Below are 15,527 nucleotides of genomic sequence, written 5' to 3'. Positions count from 1 at the left end.
GTCACCACCGCCGTCGCATCAAAAAAGGAAATCAGTCCTTCAGAACGGAAATGTCCGGTGCATCGACAGCCTTCATGCCGACCGTATGATAACCGGAATCGACGTGGTGCACTTCGCCGGTGACGCCGCTCGAAAGATCGGAGAGCAGATAGAGCGCCGAATTGCCGACTTCCTCGATCGAGACGGTACGCTTCAACGGCGCATTGTACTCGTTCCATTTGAGTATGTAGCGGAAGTCGCCGATGCCGGATGCGGCAAGCGTCTTGATCGGACCGGCCGAGATCGCGTTGACGCGGATACCGCGGTTGCCCACATCGACTGCAAGATAGCGCACGCTCGCCTCGAGCGCCGCCTTGGCAACGCCCATGACATTGTAATGCGGCATCACCTTCTCAGCACCGTAGTAGGTCAGCGTCAGCATCGAGCCGCCGTCGTTCATGATGCGCTCGGCACGTGCGGCAACAGCCGTGAAGGAATAGACGGAAATATCCATCGTACGCGCGAAGTTGTCGCGGCTCGTTTCGAGGTAGCGCCCTGTCAGTTCATCCTTGTCGGAGAAGGCGATGGCATGCACGACGAAGTCGATCTTGCCCCACTTCTCTTCGAGGGTTGAGAAAACGGCGTCTATTGTTGCAAGGTCGGTCACATCGCAGTGACCCGCCATGAAGGCGCCCAGTTCCTGCGCCAATGGTTCGACACGCTTCTTCAGTGCGTCGCCCTGCCAGGTCAGTGCGATTTCAGCGCCCGCTTCCGAGCAAGCCTTTGCGATGCCCCATGCAATCGAGCGGTTGTTTGCGACGCCCATGATGACGCCGCGCTTGCCATTCATCAGACCCGATGCCTGAGCCATGGAATGTCCCCAATACTGTCTGCTGCACCGGCCGCCGCCGATGCGAGAGTTCATGAATGTCAACGCCGCCGCACAAGCGTCTGTGCAGTGCGGCAAATTGTCGAGCATTTGCCTATGGCATAGCCGTTAAAACGGTTCAAGCGCGGCGCAGATCAGGAACTGTTAGTCCCCGTAATATTGGTTCAGCTTGTCAGAAAACCGTCACAGATAAAGGCCATGGCGCAAGGACCGCATCAGGTCCGTTACCTTGTCGTCCGGCTTTTCGCGAAGCATCAGTCGCAGTTCGACAAGCAGATCCCCGGCTTCTCCATCCGCACCGCGCAAGCCCGCGCCGGCAATTCGGATCACCTTGTCGGATCCGGACCACGCCGGGACGGTAACCGTAACCGACCCGCTTGGCGTTTCTAAGACAGTGTCACAGCCGAGCACCGCATCTTCAAGATCGAGCGGCAGGGTGGTCACCAGGTCGAGACCTTGCGTTCGAAACGGCCCCTCCTGGTTGATCCGCAATGTCGCCAGGACATCGCCGCGCGCCATGCCCGTCACCCGGTATCCCTGCTCCTTGAGCCGGATGGCCTGGCCGTCGGTTGTGCCGGGCGGGATCGAGAGCTTCACGGTTTCGCCGTCCGGAAGCTCGACGGATAGCCGGGCGCGATTGACGACTTGCTCGATGCTCACATTCACGTCGACCGCCAGATCCGGCACCTTCTCGGCAGGCTTTGCAATGCGACCGCGAATTCGCCGTACGATCGCGGCGACCAAATCCGCCGCCGGTGCAGCGGAGCGCCGGAGGGCCGTTGCTTCGAGCCTGGACGCTTCCTCGCGTTTCGAATCCGCGACCGCCTCGGTCCTGGTGTCCGCCGGCGCCTCGCCCTTGTCGACTGGCCGCTGAGGCGCTGCTTTTGGTTTTGAGGGAGATGGCTGAGCCTGCGGTTCGACACCGAAGATGCGCGAGATCGCCTCTTCCGCCGTTTCGGCATCGACCGGTTCCTCGGCAGGTTCCGGCCCACGCATCTTCTGCTTCATCGCTTCCATGCGGCGCAGCTCGGCTTCACGCCGAACGCGATCGTAACGGCTCCTCAGCACCGGATCGCGCAGCAGTTCGTAAGCCTTTCCCGCCTCGGCAAAGCGCTGTGTTGCCAAGGGATCGTCCTGGTTGTGGTCCGGGTGCACGGCTTTGGCCACGGATCGCCAAGCGGCCTTGATCTCATCCTGCCCGGCATTGCGGCGCACGCCGAGAATTGCATAGGGATCACGCATGGTTCGTCACCATCTTCTCCGACCGGCGGCCTCTCCCTGATGCTCGCCTTGTGCTGACCATTGGAAGAACGCCGGGCTTGCCGTTTTCTTCTCTCGGCGATGATCTGGAGAAGTTGCTAAATATCGGTTAGTCGACGCATGCGGCGTCGGAGCGAGCGTTTCGGTCGCGACGCTTTTCCGCGGCTTTGAAACAACGTGGTTAATCGAGGATTTTCAGTCCTGGGGGCCGAAGCTCGTCAGGTACCACTCGCCATTGCCGAGCTGGCAAGCGCTGCCATCAAACTTCGCTATGCCTTCAAAGGAGTGACGGGTCGTGGTGAAGCGCCGGCAGAGCATTCCGCTTGCACGGTCTTCCTGGATGGCACTGATCACGCCTGCGCTGCCGGACCTCGCGTTCGCCCACGGAATCGGGCTGTCGCCACCCTGACTGATATCGGCGGAGGAAACGGCGTTGCGCACGGCGACGGCGTCCGAGAGACCATCCGCGGTTTTCGCGACCGGTACGGTTCCCGTCGATACACGGTCGACGCTTGGACCGCCAAAGAGGTCGAGGCCCGCGCCCATGCACCCCGGCAGGGCGAGAAGTGTCATGCAAAGCATTCCACTGCGCAGCAAGGCGAAGGAAAATCCCTTCTTGCCATCGATCGACTTTGCTATGTCTTGCACGGCAATCCTGTCAGACTCGCAAGAGCTGCACGTTTTCCGAGGAAGTCCACAGGCAGGCTCTGACACTTTTCGATGCGGAAACACCGACCGGGCTCATCCCGAGGCGTCCCGCGCCAGATATCACGGCATTGGAAGGCACTATGACCGCGAATGAGTTAATAACCGGTGACTTCACCGAAGCAAACGAACCTTTTTCCCTTTTTGGCACATGGTTGAAAGACGCCGAAGAGAACGAGATCAACGATCCGAACGCCGTGGCGCTTGCGACCGTCGATCCGGATGGGCTGCCCAACGTCCGCATGGTGCTGCTCAAGGGATTCGATGAACGCGGTTTCGTCTTCTACACGAATTTCGAAAGTCAGAAAGGCCGTGAAATTCTTTCCGCCCGGAAAGCCGCCATGTGCTTCCACTGGAAATCGTTGCGCCGGCAGGTGCGAATTCGCGGTCCGGTCGAAATCGTCTCCGACGAAGAAGCGGACGAGTATTTCAGGAGCCGGCCGCGCGGGAGCCGCATCGGCGCCTGGGCTTCGAAGCAATCGCGTCCGCTGGAAAGCCGTTTCGCTCTGGAAAAGGCGGTCGCCGAATACACGGCACGCCACGCCATCGGCGAAATCCCGCGCCCGGAATACTGGTCCGGCTTCCGCATCTGCCCAACCTCGATCGAATTCTGGCACGACCGGCCCTTCCGGCTGCATGACCGCGTGGAGTTCCGTCGCCAAACACCGGAGGGCGGCTGGGCAAAGGTTCGGATGTATCCGTGAAGATGTATTCGTGATGCGCCGACGGATTATCCCGCCATCAGCCGAAAGGGAATTCCGGAGGCAAGCGCCGTGACGTGGCGGCGGCTCTGGAAATGCCCATTGAGCGAGATTCGCGGCAGCGTATGGAGATTTGAAACGGTGTCGGCTGAAAGCGTGGCGGGCTGTGTCGTCACCGCCACCGTGAAGCCGAGCCGTTCGGCCAGACGACAGTCGCGTTCCGAGACGGCATGCCTGTCCCCATAGGGATAGGCGAAGGTCGCCGGCCAACGGCCGGCGATGGCCTCGACACGCGCGGCGGATTCCGACATCTCCCGCTGCGCCTCCGCGTCGCTCAGCGGCGCCAGTGCGCGATGGCTGATCGTATGCGCGCCGAGGTTTGCCAGCGGGTTCTGCAGCAGGCAACGCAGCCCTGCGGCATCGAGCGTCAGACGTGTGGTGATCGCAAGGGGATCAATGCCTTGGGCACACGCCAGCTCATTCAGTTTGCCGACGGCGCCCTCCTCGTCGTGACCTCGAACATAGGCGGAGATGCGGTCGAACACGGCCTGCTTTTCGGCATTGCTTACGGCTCTCATGGCCTCGATACCGGAGCCGAAGTCGAAACGGAAATCCCTTACGGGTGAGAGCATGTCGGCAAGCGTTTCCCACCAGAGCGTGTGGGTGCGATCGACATAGCCGCCGGAGACGAAGACGGTGAATGGCACGCCGTGTTGCTCGAAAACCGGCAGTGCATATTCGAGATTGTTGCGGTAGCCGTCATCGAGCGTGAAGCAAGCGACGGGCCGTGGGTCGCCGAGCACCAGGCTTTCCGGCAGATCCTGCAACGCGACGAAGCGATAACCGTCGCGTTTCAGTGTGAGGATTGCCTCCTCGAGAAACGTGGGCGTAATTTCCAGGTGGGCGTTCGGGTCAAAGGCCCGCGGGGCCCTGGGGCGAACATGATGCAGGGTGAAGATCGCGCCGCTTCCACGCGCACCCGTCATCAATCCGGAGCGCGCCAGGAGTTGCGCGATTTCGAGCCCGCCGCCAATGGCGACGCGCCTCACTCGGTTTCTGACCACCCGCGCGATGCCCTGCTTCATCCGGTTACCCTGCCCTGCGGAGCGAAACTAGCGCCGGCCGGTTAAGCCTTGCTGAATCTGGCTGACTTCGCTGCATTTGCCGCCAAAGTTCTGCATTTTGGGGAGCAGTTATAAGCCTCGATATTGCAACAGAGCGGCTACCCTGTCACAAAGCGAAACACCGTTCCTAACGAGCGTGCTTTGGAGAGGGAAATCCGATGAAAAGCTTTCGATTTGCCCTGGCGGCGATCGCCGCTTTCGTGTTCGGTGCCGCGCATGCGCTGGCAGGTAGCGCATCCCTCGTTCTTGATGCGCGGACAGGCAAGGTTCTTTCTGCCGAGAATGCCGACACGCTCAATCATCCGGCGTCGCTGACGAAGATGATGACGCTCTACTTGACCTTCGAGGCGTTGCATCAGGGCAAGATCGGCTGGAGCACCCGGGTGGTGATGTCGCCGACAGCCGCGCGCAAACCGCCGACCAAGCTCGGAGTTAAGCCCGGCGATACGATCACAGTTCAGGAGGCCGTCTACGGCATGATCGTTCGCTCCGCCAACGATGCGGCGGCGGCGGTCGCCGAAGCGCTCGGGGGCTCGGAGGCCGGCTTTGCGCAGATGATGAACGCAAGAGCGCGACGTCTCGGCATGAGCCGCACGTATTTCGTCAACGCTTCCGGATTGCCGGCACGCGAGCAGGTAACGACTGCGCGCGACATGGCGCGGCTTGCAATTGCACTCATGAGGGATTTTCCTGGCGAGTACCGCATGTTCGCGGCCCAGGGATTCACCTTTCGCGGCCGCACGATTCGCGGTCACAACAACCTGATGTATCGATACGCGGGCATGGACGGCATCAAGACCGGCTACACCAATGCATCGGGCTACAACATTGTGAGCGCTGTCAGAGATGGCAACCGCCGCATCGTCGGCGTGGTTCTTGGTGGTCGGTCGGCGAAGGGCCGGGATGACAAGATGGCTTCCCTGCTCGACCAGCATTTGGGCAGGGCGGCGGCGCCCGCCGGCAACCGGCTGGTCGCGGCACCGAGTTCGCAAGGCGCGGTTGAAGTGGCTGGGCTGCCGGGCGTCCGGCTATCCTATACCGATACCGATCGGACGAGTGAAAGCGGCCTCGCCATTGCCGCATCCACCGCACCCGCGATGCCGGCGGATCGCCCCACGGCCGTCGACGGCACCGCAGGCGTAACACCGGCCGCTAACGGCCACTGGCAAATTCAGATCTCCACGGCAGCAACGGCGGAAGGTGCCAAGAAGATTCTGGTCGAAGCGCAATCGGCCGGTGGCGCGGTCCTGCTCGGCGCCTCCCCTCATACGGAAGTGTCCGGCACCGGCAGCGCCAAGCAATATCGGGCGCGTTTCATCGGCTTCGCCAGCCGGGAGGCCGCCAATTCGGCCTGCGCCATTCTCAGGAAGCGATCCTACGATTGCACGTTGCTGCCCGACCGCGGTTAGCTGCCGAAAGAGGATCTTGCGGCGGTTAGCTGCCGAAAGAGGATCTTGCGCGCCGCAAACTATGCGGCGGGCGAGAGCCGGCGAACGTAGAATTTCGTGTCGACGCTCATGACGGGAAAGCCAGCCGGCAGATCATCCTTCGCGATCTCGGCAAAGCCGTTCTTCTCATAGAAACGATGCGCGGCGAGGAACTTGTCCGTGGTGCCGAGAAAGAGGGCTGCGATCTTGCGGTGCTCTGCGTGAGCCAGCAGGCTTTCGAGCAGGCGCGCCGCCACGCCATGGCTGCGGCCACGAAAATCGGGAGCGACGAACATCTTGCGGATTGCCGCTTGAGAACCGCCGATATCCTTGAGTCCAAGGGTGCCGACGATCCGGTCGTCCATGGTGGCAACCCAGAAATCTCCGGTCCCGCTCTGATAGAAATCGGCGATCGAGCGCAGATCCGGTTGGTCGTCGATGGTAATCTCGATGCCGAATTCTTCGCGCTGGATCGGCAGAATGACGTCGATGACGCCCTGTTCGTCCGCAGCTGCAAAGCGGCGGATCTCCACCGCTCCAGGTGCCTCATCGGTCATGGCGTCATCCCTCATCCCTCAACCGGCGCTTCGCTCACGCCTGCGTGCCGCCGACGGTGATCTGATCCATCCTGAGATGCGGCTGGCCGACGCCGACCGGCACCCATTGGCCGGCCTTGCCGCAATTGCCGACGCCGGTATCGAGTTTCGTGTCGTTGCCGACCATCGTCACCCGCTTCATCGCATCCGGCCCATTGCCGATCAGCATCGCCCCCTTGACGGGCGCGCCGACCTTGCCGTTCTCGATCAAATAGGCCTCGGTGCAGCCGAACACGAACTTGCCGGAGGTGATGTCCACCTGACCGCCGCCAAAGGAGACGGCGTAGATGCCCTTCTTGACCGAAGCGATGATTTCCTCGGGCGTGCGATCGCCGGAAAGCATGTAGGTGTTGGTCATGCGGGGCATCGGCACGTGCGCATAGCCCTGTCGGCGGCCATTGCCGGTAGCCTTCATGCCCATCAGCCGTGCATTCTGCCGGTCCTGCATATAGCCGACCAATTTGCCGTCCTCGATCAGGACGTTGTAGCCTGACGGGGTGCCCTCATCATCGACCGAGATCGAGCCGCGCCGCGCCTCGATCGTGCCGTCGTCGACGACGGTGACCCCCTTGGCCGCCACCTGCTCACCCAGGAGGCCGGCGAAGGCCGACGTTTTCTTGCGATTGAAATCGCCCTCGAGCCCGTGGCCGACCGCTTCATGCAACATGACGCCGGGCCAGCCGGAGGCGAGCACCACGTCCATCGTGCCCGCGGGGGCATCGATGGCTTCGAGGTTGACGAGCGCCTGCCGCAACGCTTCGTCGGCACCGCGCTTCCAGTTCTCCTCCGTGACGAAGTCACCGAACCCACGGCGCCCGCCAGTCCCGAACGACCCCGTTTCCTGCCGATCGCCGTCGCCAACGACGACCGAGAAGTTGATACGGGTCATCGGCCTCACATCGTGGACGCGATGACCGTCAGCCCGCAGAATGTCGACCACCTGCCAACTTGCGGAGATCGAAGCGGTCACCTGCCTGACTTTCGGATCCTTGGCACGCAGATAGGCGTCAACCTCCTGGAGCAACGCGACCTTGGACTCGAAGCTCGGCTCACCGATCGGGTTTTCGTCGCCATAGAGTTTCTTGTTGGTGCGCTGAGGGGCTGCGGCATAGGAGCCGGCATAGCCGCGCGTCACCTGGCCAACGGCGTCTGCTGCCCTGCGCAAGGCGGCCAGCGACAATTCGCCGGCATGCGCGTAGCCGACCGATTCACCGGCGACGGCGCGCAAGCCGAAACCCTGGTCGGTGTTGAAGCTGCCACCCTTGAGGCGTCCGTTGTCGAAGGAGAGGACCTCGGCCTGCGCGTGTTCCAGAAAGAGCTCGCCATCATCTGCGCCGGAAAGCGTGTCGGACAGAACCTTGCGGACCGTAGCCTCGTCCGCATCGAAGAGGCTTATCAGATCGGTGTTCATGGTCGTCCGCTCCCGCTGGTTCGAGGTCTCACTGCATGTTTCCTTAAACCGTAGTCGATTTAAGGAAAGAAACATGCAGCAAATCAAAGTGCTACAGCGACCTTTGCACGTCTGATGAGACGCGCGGCGCTGTATGCCCTCCATTTAGGAAGCAAGGGACCGCAAGCCAAGGAAATTCTCAGGAAAAGGACGCATTCCAGCCGTCGAGAAGGTTGACCTCTTCGACGCCGGTGAACCGGGCGATGCGGTCGAGTTCTGCAGCCAGCTTTTCCATGCGGCCGGACGAAGCCCTGACGCCCGGCTCCAGCCAGAGGCGGCGAACATCGAGGCGCCCGAGCTTTCGGTCTGCTTTCATGTCGATGCGGCCGATCAAGCGGTCGCCTTCGATTAACGGGAAGACGTAATAGCCGTATTCCCGCTTCGGCTCCGGCACAAAAACCTCGATACGATAGAAGAAGCCGAAAAGACGCTCCGTTCGATTGCGATCGCGCAGCAACGGATCGAACGGGCTGAGCACGCGGATGCGCGCCGGCGGCTCGGCAATGTCGCCAAGATTGTCGGGGAATCCGGAAAACGCATAGGACGGGCGTGGCTTGCCGCCGTTGGCGGATTCGATCAGGACGTCTGAAAGCTCGTCCCGATGCGCGGCAACCCAGGCTTTCGCCTCATCCGGCGACACCAGATCCCAGAAGGCGGCGATCTCTCCATGGGTGGCGAAGCCCAGTCGATCGAGAGCGCTGCGGCAGGCCCAGTCGATGAACTCCGTGTGGCTCACCTCGCCCTCGTAGTGGTGCGCAGGTATGACGCGCTCCGTAAGATCGTAGACCTTCTGGAAGTTCTCCCGCCGTGCGATCGCCAGCCTGCCCTGGCGCCACAACACTTCAAGCGCAGTCTTCGACGGATGCCAGTTCCACCAGCCGCCGGATGCGTGGCCGTCCACCTTGAGATCACGCGCCATCACCGCACCATTGCTGACGATGCGTTCGTAGGTTTCCTCGCAACCGTCGTCGAACCCCTCGCCCCGCCATTTGATCCAGCGCTCGCGCAGCGTCTCGCTTTCCCATTTGAAGCGATGTTTCCAATAGATGAAAAAGGCGCTCGGAATGATCGAGGCGTCATGGGTCCAGTGTTCGAAAAGCTCGCCGTCCTTCTCCAACAATTCGGTGAGGTGTTCGGGACGATAGGTCTGGTTGCGGGAAAAGAGGATCTGGTGATGGGCCCGCTCGACCGTCTGGATGCTGTCGACCTGGATGAAACCGAGCTCGCGGATGAGCTTCAACAGCCCGTCCTTGCCGAGCGCGCGTTGCGGCGCGGCGGAAAGGCCCTGTTTTGCAAGGAAGATGCGCCGGGCATCGCGATTGGAGAGGCGAATCGTCATGGTTTGAAAGAGTAGGCTTTTATTCCCAATTTTGAAATGCGTGATGCAAAGGCTTGGCTGCATTGCCCTTCCTGAGCGACTTGCCTATAGAGCCACCACGCAAACCGCGAGGAACAAGGCTTGGATATTCGCTTTACCGATTGCTCGGTCAGCTTCGGCGAACGAGTCGCGCTCCATCCCCTGACACTCGCCCTTGACGAACGCCGCATCGGCATCATCGGCCTCAACGGCTCCGGCAAGACGACCTTCGCGCGGCTGATCAACGGGCTCGTCAAGCCGACCAGGGGCCGGGTGATGGTCAATGGCCTCGATACGGTCAAGGACGAGAAGGCCGTGCTCGCCGAGGCAGGCTTCATTTTTCAGAACCCGCAGCACCAGTTGATCATGCCGATCGTCTGCGACGATATCGCATTCGGACTGAAAAATCGCGGCTTGCCTCAGCACGAAGTCGCCGCACGCACCGAGGCGGCGCTGACGCGCTTCGGCGTCACGCATCTTGCCCGGCGCCGTGTGCATGAGCTTTCGGGTGGCGAAACGCAACTCGTCGCCATGGCGAGCGTCGTCGTTACCGGGCCGAAGATCCTGATTCTCGATGAGCCGACCAACCAGCTCGACCTCCGCAACCGCCGCATGGTCGCGGATACGATCGACACGCTCGACGAAGATACCATCGTCATCACCCACGACCTTGCGCTTGTCGAAGGCGTCGAAAGGCTGTTGCTCTTCCACGAGGGTCGGCTGCTCGCCGATGGCAAACCCGCCGAAACGATCCGGCGGTATCACGAGGTGGCCGGATGCTGACGAGCCTCTACGTGGAGGGCAATAGCTGGTTTCACCGTCTGCCGGTGCGCGTGAAACTCATTGCCCTCCTGCTCCTCAGCCTCTCGCTCTTCGCGACGCAATCGCTCTACCTGCTCGTGCCCGCATTCCTGCTCTGCGGATGGCTCTACTTTTCGCTTGGCATGACGTTGCGCCAGGCACTCGCGCGGATCGGTCTCGTTTTTTTCACCATCCTCGTCCTTGCTGCCGTCAACTTTTTCCTTCTGCCCCTCCCCGAAGTCGCCGCGCTGGTGCTGCGGCTGATGGCGCTGGTGTTCTTCGCCGCCGCGGTGACAGCGACGACGACAATCAGCGCCTTCATGGACGAGATCACGATCCTTCTGAAGCCGCTCGAGCGCATCGGCTTGCTCAATGCCGCCGATGTCAGCCTGGCGCTCGGCCTCGTGCTACGCTTCGTTCCGGACATCTTCGCCCGCTATGAGGCTATCCGCGAGGCGCATCGCGCGCGGGGCCTGCCGATACGGCCGCTGACGATCATCGGGCCGCTTATCGTCCTGACGCTCAAAGATGCGGATACGATTGCCGCGGCCATTGACGCTCGCGGATTTCGGCGGCAATAAATTCGCGCTTTCTAATAAAAGGGTAGGACCACATGAACACCAGAGATCTCGTCCTCGTCGCGCTTTTTGCCGCGATCGTCGTCGTACTTGGCCTCATCCCGCCGATCACGCTCGGTTTCATCCCTGTTCCGATCACGGCGCAGTCGATGGGCGTGATGCTCGCCGGCTGCATCATCGGCGCTAAACGCGGGGCGCTCGCCTTCCTGCTGTTCGTCCTCCTGGTCGCCATCGGCCTGCCCGTGCTTTCCGGCGGACGCGGCGGTCTCGCTGTTCTGGCTGGCCCTTCGGGCGGCTTCATCCTCGGCTGGGCGGTCGCAGCCTACGTCACGGGCCTTATCGCCGAGCGCTTCATTCATGAGGGCCAGCCGGAGAGCCGTCAGTTCGGCGGGTTCTTCCTGGCCTCGGTCGTCGGCGGCATCGTCGTGCTCTACGGGATCGGCGTGCCATGGCTGTCCGCCGTCACCGGCACGCCGCTGCTCGCGGCCGCGACAGGTTCGCTCGCCTTCATCCCCGGCGACCTTTTGAAGGCGGCGATCGCGACCCTTGCCGCCCGCGCCGTCTACGCCGGCTATCCGCTGCTGCCGGTCCGCGCCTGAACCAATGCCGCTCGCCGAAGCAATCATGCGTCATGCGGGTGAGCGCCCGCATGACCCGGCTTTCCGCTTCGAAGACCGGGTCTTCTCTTTCGGAGACCTTGCCGCCGACGCGGGCCGCATCCTCCGCGAGATCGAGCACCGCTCATCAGCCGAGACGGATAGCAGCATTCTGTCCGGCCGCGCCCGGCTGATCGCGCTCCAGACCGGAAATCACCCGCTCTTCGCTGCTGCCTTCATCGCCGCGACCGCCGGCGGCAATTGCGCCGCGCTCATCGATCCGCATCTGCCTGAGCCGACGCGCCGGCGGATGATCGAGCAGCTGCGGCCCGACATCGTCGTCCATCCGGAGGGCGATGGGCTGCGGCTCGAACAGCCGGCGACGGGTGAAAACTCTCTCATCGACACCGCCCCCGATCGCGTTGGTACCATCCCTGTCGGCGAGGGCCGTGAACCTTTCCTTATCGTATTCACGTCCGGCACGACGGGAGAACCGAAAGCGATCATCCGCGATCGCCGGTCCTGGCGTCTCAGCCTCGAAACCGGCCAGCGTTTTTTCGGCATCGGGGTCGAAACGACAACCTGTGCTCCGGGGCCGCTTGCCCACGGCCTGACGCTCTACGCGCTCGCCGAAAGCCTGAAGGCAGGCGCCGAATTTATCGGCGCCCGGCATTTCGACCCCCGACAAGCCGTGGCGACGATCACGGCCAGGAAGGCCAAGCGGCTCGTCCTGGTGCCGACGATGCTGCGGCGGCTGTGCGAACAGGTGCGGGGCTCCAGCATCCTGCCCTCGGTCGAAGCAATCACCGTCGCCGGCGCGAAGCTCACGCCCGCGGACCGGAAGGCCGCGCGCCTTCCTTTTCCGGAGGCGTGTGTCCTCGAGTATTACGGTGCGTCCGAACTCGGCTTCATTACCGTCGCCGGTGCAGCGGACAAACACGCGCCCACAGCCGTCGGCAAGGCCTTCCCCGGCGTCCGACTCCAGATTCTCGACGAGGCGGGAAACAGCCTCCCGGCGGGCGAGACCGGCACAATCTTCGTCGAAAGCGCGCTCATTTCCGATGGCTATGTTGCGGCCGGCGATGGCGCAGGGTTTCGTCGGCACGGCGATCTCGCGACGGTCGGCGATCTCGGCTTCCTCGACCCCGACGGCACACTGCATCTGATCGGCCGTGCCGGAGGGATGGTGCTCTCGGGCGGCAACAACATTTATCCATCCGAGATCGAGGCCGTCATCATGGCCGCCGACGATGTGACCGCCGTCCAGGTCCTCGGCTTCGACCACCCCGACCTCGGCAGCGAGCTCGTTGCCATCATCCAGCCGCACGGCGAGGCTTTCGACCATCTTGCATTCGAACGTCATCTTGCCGCCGCCCTGCCGCGCTACAAGCATCCGCGCAAGATCTGGCTCTGCCGTGAAATGCCGATGACGGCCTCCGGCAAGATCGCCACCAAGGAGCTCCGGCAATGGATCGCGGAGGGAAACGGTGCCCTTGAACGCCTCATCTGACCCGGCCGGCACACCCGTCATCATCGCCGCATTGCGCACGCCGATCGGCCGTGTGAATAGCAGCCTGGCCAAGGTTGAACCGGCGACGCTTGCCGCCCCGCTGATTGACCGGATCATCGCCGACATCGGCATCGACCGCGATGAAATCGACGACGTGCTGCTCGGCAACGCCGCTAACAGTGCCGGCAACCTCGCACGGCTTGCCGCACTTGAAGCCGGCCTGCCTGTCGCGATCCCCGGCGTCACCGTCGACCGGCAATGCGGCTCTGGCCTCGAGGCCGTCATACTCGCGGCGCGGCAGATCCAGGCAGGAGCGGGCCGGTTCTATCTCGCCGGCGGCAGCGAAAGCGCCAGCCGCGCCCATATCCGGCTTCGCCCGCCGCTTCAGCGCGACGAGGAACTTCAGCCGGTCCGGCGGGCACGGATGGCGCCCGATTCGATCGGCGATCCGGACATGGGCGTTGCCGCCGAGAACGTCGCTGCTGCCTGCGGCATTTCCCGCGAACGGCAAGACCGGTTCGCGCTGGAAAGCCACCGACGCGCTGTTGCGGCCGCGGCGGCCGGCAGGTTCCAGCGCGAGATCGTGCCGGTTTCGACGCCAACTGGTCTCGTCTCCAGCGATGAATGCCCTCGGGCAAACGCGGCGCCGGAGACGCTTGCGCGGCTGAAGCCGGTTTTCGTCAAGGATGGCACCGTGACAGCCGGCAATGCCTGTCCGATCAATGACGGGGCCGCCATGGTGTTGGTGACGAGCCTCGCCGAGGCGCGCCGGCTCGGCGTTCCCTTTGCCCTGGAGTTCGTCGACGCGGCGACGGCGGGTGTTGACCCGAACCTCCTCGGGCTCGGTCCGGTTCCGGCGATGGCGAGGCTTCGCGCACGCAATCCGGCGCTCGATATCGCCGCAGTCGAGTTCATCGAGTTCAACGAGGCATTCGCCTCGCAGGTTCTCGGCAGCCTCGATCAACTCGATATTGCGCCGGCGCGCGTCAATCTCGACGGCGGGGCGATTGCGCTTGGTCACCCCTACGGCGCGTCGGGGACAATACTCGTCGTCAGGCTGTTTTCACAGATGCTTGCGGCTCCATCCGACACAGAGGGCCTGGCGATGATCGGGATCGGCGGCGGCATGGGCGCGGTCGCTCACTTCCGCAGCCTTCGGCCCGGTCACGCAAGATAGGTGGTCAGCCATTCGCGTGTGGCGACAGGCAGCGGTACCGGGGCATGACGGGCGGGATCGACCGCCACCCAGACAATCTCGACCTCGGCGACAAGCTGGCCGGCAGCCTCCACGCGCACCGCAAAGCTCACCGAACTGCCGCCGATCTTCGAGACATTGACGATGAAACGGGCCGGCTCGTCGTAACGCAGACCGCGATGGAAGACGCAGGCCGATCGGCGCACGAGATAGCTAGGCTCGTTCCTGACGGTCGGCCGGTGGCGCCACAGGCCGGACAAGGCGGCCTCGGCATGGGCGTAGTAGGCCGCATTGTGCATATGGCCGTGCATGTCTATATCGCGAAACGGAATGCGGATTTCCGTGACATTTTCCCGTTGCGTGCCGTCCATGCGAGGCCCTCACGATGCGTTCTTCTCTGGTTAGACAGTTTGGCGATCCCGGACAAGTGATCGAGCTCGTCGATATCGATCGCGCCGCGCCGGGGGCCGGGGAAGTCGAGATCGCCATCTCGCTTTCGGCCATCAATCCATCGGACCTGATCCCCGTCACGGGAGCCTACAGCGCACGTACCGTGCTGCCCTTCGTTCCCGGTTTCGAGGGCGTCGGGGTCGTCACCCGGATCGGGGCGGGCGTAAGGGATCTGAAGCCCGGAGATCGGGTCGTTCCGATCGGCGCGAGCGGCCTGTGGCAGCAGTTTCTCGTCCGCCCGGCCGAATGGTGTTTTGCCGTTCCTGACGACATCGACGACCAGCAGGCTGCCACCAGCTACGTCAACCCGCTGACGGCTTTGAGGCTCGTCGAGCAACTGCGGGAGCATTTCGGGTCGCTGAAGGGCCGCAGGGTCGGCGTGACTGCGGCCGGCTCTGCAATTGGCGGCATGTTGCTGCGCCTGCTCGCAATGGAGGACGTGACGACCACCGCCATCGTTCGAAGCGAAAAGAGCGTGCGCCACCTCGGCGATGCGGACCGGGTCATTGTCGCGGATGGCGTCAACCTTCCGCCGCGGCTCACTTTCGACGCCGCGCTCGATGCCGTCGGCGGGAATTTGGCCGGCGAGTTGATCGCACGCTGCGTTCAACCTGGTGGGATCTTCATCCAGTACGGTGCCTTGAGCGGTGTGCCGGTGCCGCAGGCGGCAATCAGCGGCCGGCCCGATGTGCGTTTCACCTTCTTTTGGCTTAGGACCTGGGTGCATTCGGCCGGCCGCAATCCGCTCGAAGTCGCCTTCGAGCGGAGCTTTGCGGGTCTGCGTGATGGGCTGTTTGCGAGTCCGATCGCAGCCATTTATCCGTTGAGCCGTCTCGCCGAAGCCCTGGCGCATCAGGAGGACCCGCGCCGCGATGGCAAGATTCTGCTCGATCCGCGCTGTTGAAAATC

General features: G+C 63.0%; 16 protein-coding genes. 8 read left to right on the top strand and 8 right to left on the bottom strand.

The annotated features are described in order from the left end of the window. Positions 1–31 precede the first annotated feature (31 nt). From fabI to QA637_RS02560, 3 genes are all read right to left on the bottom strand, one after another. Positions 32–850 carry an enoyl-ACP reductase FabI gene (gene fabI, locus QA637_RS02570; RefSeq protein ID WP_153442228.1) on the bottom strand — a complete coding sequence of 273 codons (819 nt, stop codon included), beginning with the start codon at positions 848–850 and terminating at the stop codon, positions 32–34. A 201-nt stretch (positions 851–1,051) separates the two neighbouring features. Then, entirely contained in the window at positions 1,052–2,110 is a 1,059-nt protein-coding gene (locus tag QA637_RS02565) for a DnaJ C-terminal domain-containing protein (protein ID WP_153442229.1), read from the bottom strand. A gap of 213 nt (positions 2,111–2,323) precedes the next feature. Next, positions 2,324–2,776, bottom strand: coding sequence for an RT0821/Lpp0805 family surface protein (locus QA637_RS02560; protein WP_184108499.1), 453 nt, complete (start codon positions 2,774–2,776; stop codon positions 2,324–2,326). A 140-nt stretch (positions 2,777–2,916) separates the two neighbouring features. Here QA637_RS02560 and pdxH point away from each other — a divergent pair, with 140 nt between their 5' ends. Beyond that, positions 2,917–3,537: a pyridoxamine 5'-phosphate oxidase gene (gene pdxH / locus QA637_RS02555; RefSeq protein ID WP_153442230.1), complete on the top strand. Its 621-nt coding sequence runs from the start codon at positions 2,917–2,919 to the stop codon at positions 3,535–3,537. A 26-nt stretch (positions 3,538–3,563) separates the two neighbouring features. Here pdxH and QA637_RS02550 read toward each other — a convergent pair whose 3' ends face one another. Next, positions 3,564–4,619: a polysaccharide deacetylase family protein gene (locus QA637_RS02550; protein WP_153442231.1), complete on the bottom strand. Its 1,056-nt coding sequence runs from the start codon at positions 4,617–4,619 to the stop codon at positions 3,564–3,566. Positions 4,620–4,816: 197 nt separating this feature from the next. Between QA637_RS02550 and QA637_RS02545 the strand changes: the two genes are divergently transcribed. Then, complete coding sequence (locus QA637_RS02545) at positions 4,817–6,067, top strand: D-alanyl-D-alanine carboxypeptidase family protein (protein ID WP_283063228.1); 1,251 nt, start codon at positions 4,817–4,819, stop codon at positions 6,065–6,067. A gap of 59 nt (positions 6,068–6,126) precedes the next feature. On the opposite strand, the gene QA637_RS02540 is transcribed toward QA637_RS02545, so the two are convergent. From QA637_RS02540 to QA637_RS02530, 3 genes are all read right to left on the bottom strand, one after another. Beyond that, positions 6,127–6,642, bottom strand: a complete 516-nt coding sequence (locus QA637_RS02540; protein ID WP_283063227.1) for a GNAT family N-acetyltransferase — start codon at positions 6,640–6,642, stop codon at positions 6,127–6,129. A 34-nt stretch (positions 6,643–6,676) separates the two neighbouring features. Beyond that, positions 6,677–8,092, bottom strand: a complete 1,416-nt coding sequence (tldD, locus tag QA637_RS02535; protein ID WP_283063226.1) for a metalloprotease TldD — start codon at positions 8,090–8,092, stop codon at positions 6,677–6,679. Between the two features lie 178 nt (positions 8,093–8,270). Next, positions 8,271–9,470, bottom strand: a complete 1,200-nt coding sequence (locus tag QA637_RS02530) for a winged helix-turn-helix domain-containing protein (protein WP_283063224.1) — start codon at positions 9,468–9,470, stop codon at positions 8,271–8,273. A gap of 120 nt (positions 9,471–9,590) precedes the next feature. Between QA637_RS02530 and QA637_RS02525 the strand changes: the two genes are divergently transcribed. From QA637_RS02525 to QA637_RS02505, 5 genes are read left to right on the top strand one after another with little or no spacing between them, the layout of a single operon-like run. Beyond that, positions 9,591–10,271 carry an energy-coupling factor ABC transporter ATP-binding protein gene (locus tag QA637_RS02525; protein ID WP_283063223.1) on the top strand — a complete coding sequence of 227 codons (681 nt, stop codon included), beginning with the start codon at positions 9,591–9,593 and terminating at the stop codon, positions 10,269–10,271. Further along, positions 10,265–10,870: a CbiQ family ECF transporter T component gene (locus tag QA637_RS02520; protein WP_283063222.1), complete on the top strand. Its 606-nt coding sequence runs from the start codon at positions 10,265–10,267 to the stop codon at positions 10,868–10,870. The genes QA637_RS02525 and QA637_RS02520 overlap by 7 nt, the downstream gene beginning before the upstream one ends. Positions 10,871–10,902: 32 nt before the next feature. Continuing rightward, positions 10,903–11,466: a biotin transporter BioY gene (locus tag QA637_RS02515; RefSeq protein ID WP_283063220.1), complete on the top strand. Its 564-nt coding sequence runs from the start codon at positions 10,903–10,905 to the stop codon at positions 11,464–11,466. Positions 11,467–11,470: 4 nt separating this feature from the next. Beyond that, positions 11,471–12,973 (top strand): class I adenylate-forming enzyme family protein, encoded by a 1,503-nt coding sequence (locus QA637_RS02510; RefSeq protein WP_283063218.1) that lies wholly within the window; start codon positions 11,471–11,473, stop codon positions 12,971–12,973. Then, positions 12,957–14,150 (top strand): thiolase family protein, encoded by a 1,194-nt coding sequence (locus QA637_RS02505; RefSeq protein WP_283063216.1) that lies wholly within the window; start codon positions 12,957–12,959, stop codon positions 14,148–14,150. Before QA637_RS02510 ends, QA637_RS02505 begins: the two co-directional genes overlap by 17 nt. Here QA637_RS02505 and QA637_RS02500 read toward each other — a convergent pair. Further along, positions 14,138–14,539: an acyl-CoA thioesterase gene (locus QA637_RS02500; protein WP_153442240.1), complete on the bottom strand. Its 402-nt coding sequence runs from the start codon at positions 14,537–14,539 to the stop codon at positions 14,138–14,140. The genes QA637_RS02505 and QA637_RS02500 overlap by 13 nt on opposite strands. A gap of 14 nt (positions 14,540–14,553) precedes the next feature. On the opposite strand from QA637_RS02500, the gene QA637_RS02495 reads away from it, so the two are divergent. Then, complete coding sequence (locus tag QA637_RS02495) at positions 14,554–15,522, top strand: zinc-dependent alcohol dehydrogenase family protein (RefSeq protein ID WP_283063213.1); 969 nt, start codon at positions 14,554–14,556, stop codon at positions 15,520–15,522. Positions 15,523–15,527 lie beyond the last annotated feature (5 nt).

It is taken from the genome of Sinorhizobium terangae, from assembly GCF_029714365.1.
Lineage (GTDB): Bacteria > Pseudomonadota > Alphaproteobacteria > Rhizobiales > Rhizobiaceae > Sinorhizobium > Sinorhizobium terangae.
The sequence above is the reverse complement of the archived record's forward strand: the minus strand, read 5'-3'. Positions and strand labels throughout refer to the sequence as shown.

Excerpts from the sequence above, each read along its gene's own strand:
- QA637_RS02515 (WP_283063220.1), top strand. The coding sequence starts at position 10,903 with ATGAACACCAGAGATCTCGTCCTCGTCGCGCTTTTTGCCGCGATCGTC.
- tldD (WP_283063226.1), bottom strand. The coding sequence starts at position 8,092 with ATGAACACCGATCTGATAAGCCTCTTCGATGCGGACGAGGCTACGGTC.
- QA637_RS02545 (WP_283063228.1), top strand. The coding sequence starts at position 4,817 with ATGAAAAGCTTTCGATTTGCCCTGGCGGCGATCGCCGCTTTCGTGTTC.
- QA637_RS02530 (WP_283063224.1), bottom strand. The coding sequence starts at position 9,470 with ATGACGATTCGCCTCTCCAATCGCGATGCCCGGCGCATCTTCCTTGCA.
- QA637_RS02510 (WP_283063218.1), top strand. The coding sequence starts at position 11,471 with ATGCCGCTCGCCGAAGCAATCATGCGTCATGCGGGTGAGCGCCCGCAT.
- QA637_RS02520 (WP_283063222.1), top strand. The coding sequence starts at position 10,265 with ATGCTGACGAGCCTCTACGTGGAGGGCAATAGCTGGTTTCACCGTCTG.
- fabI (WP_153442228.1), bottom strand. The coding sequence starts at position 850 with ATGGCTCAGGCATCGGGTCTGATGAATGGCAAGCGCGGCGTCATCATG.
- QA637_RS02500 (WP_153442240.1), bottom strand. The coding sequence starts at position 14,539 with ATGGACGGCACGCAACGGGAAAATGTCACGGAAATCCGCATTCCGTTT.
- QA637_RS02550 (WP_153442231.1), bottom strand. The coding sequence starts at position 4,619 with ATGAAGCAGGGCATCGCGCGGGTGGTCAGAAACCGAGTGAGGCGCGTC.
- QA637_RS02565 (WP_153442229.1), bottom strand. The coding sequence starts at position 2,110 with ATGCGTGATCCCTATGCAATTCTCGGCGTGCGCCGCAATGCCGGGCAG.
- pdxH (WP_153442230.1), top strand. The coding sequence starts at position 2,917 with ATGACCGCGAATGAGTTAATAACCGGTGACTTCACCGAAGCAAACGAA.
- QA637_RS02540 (WP_283063227.1), bottom strand. The coding sequence starts at position 6,642 with ATGACCGATGAGGCACCTGGAGCGGTGGAGATCCGCCGCTTTGCAGCT.
- QA637_RS02495 (WP_283063213.1), top strand. The coding sequence starts at position 14,554 with ATGCGTTCTTCTCTGGTTAGACAGTTTGGCGATCCCGGACAAGTGATC.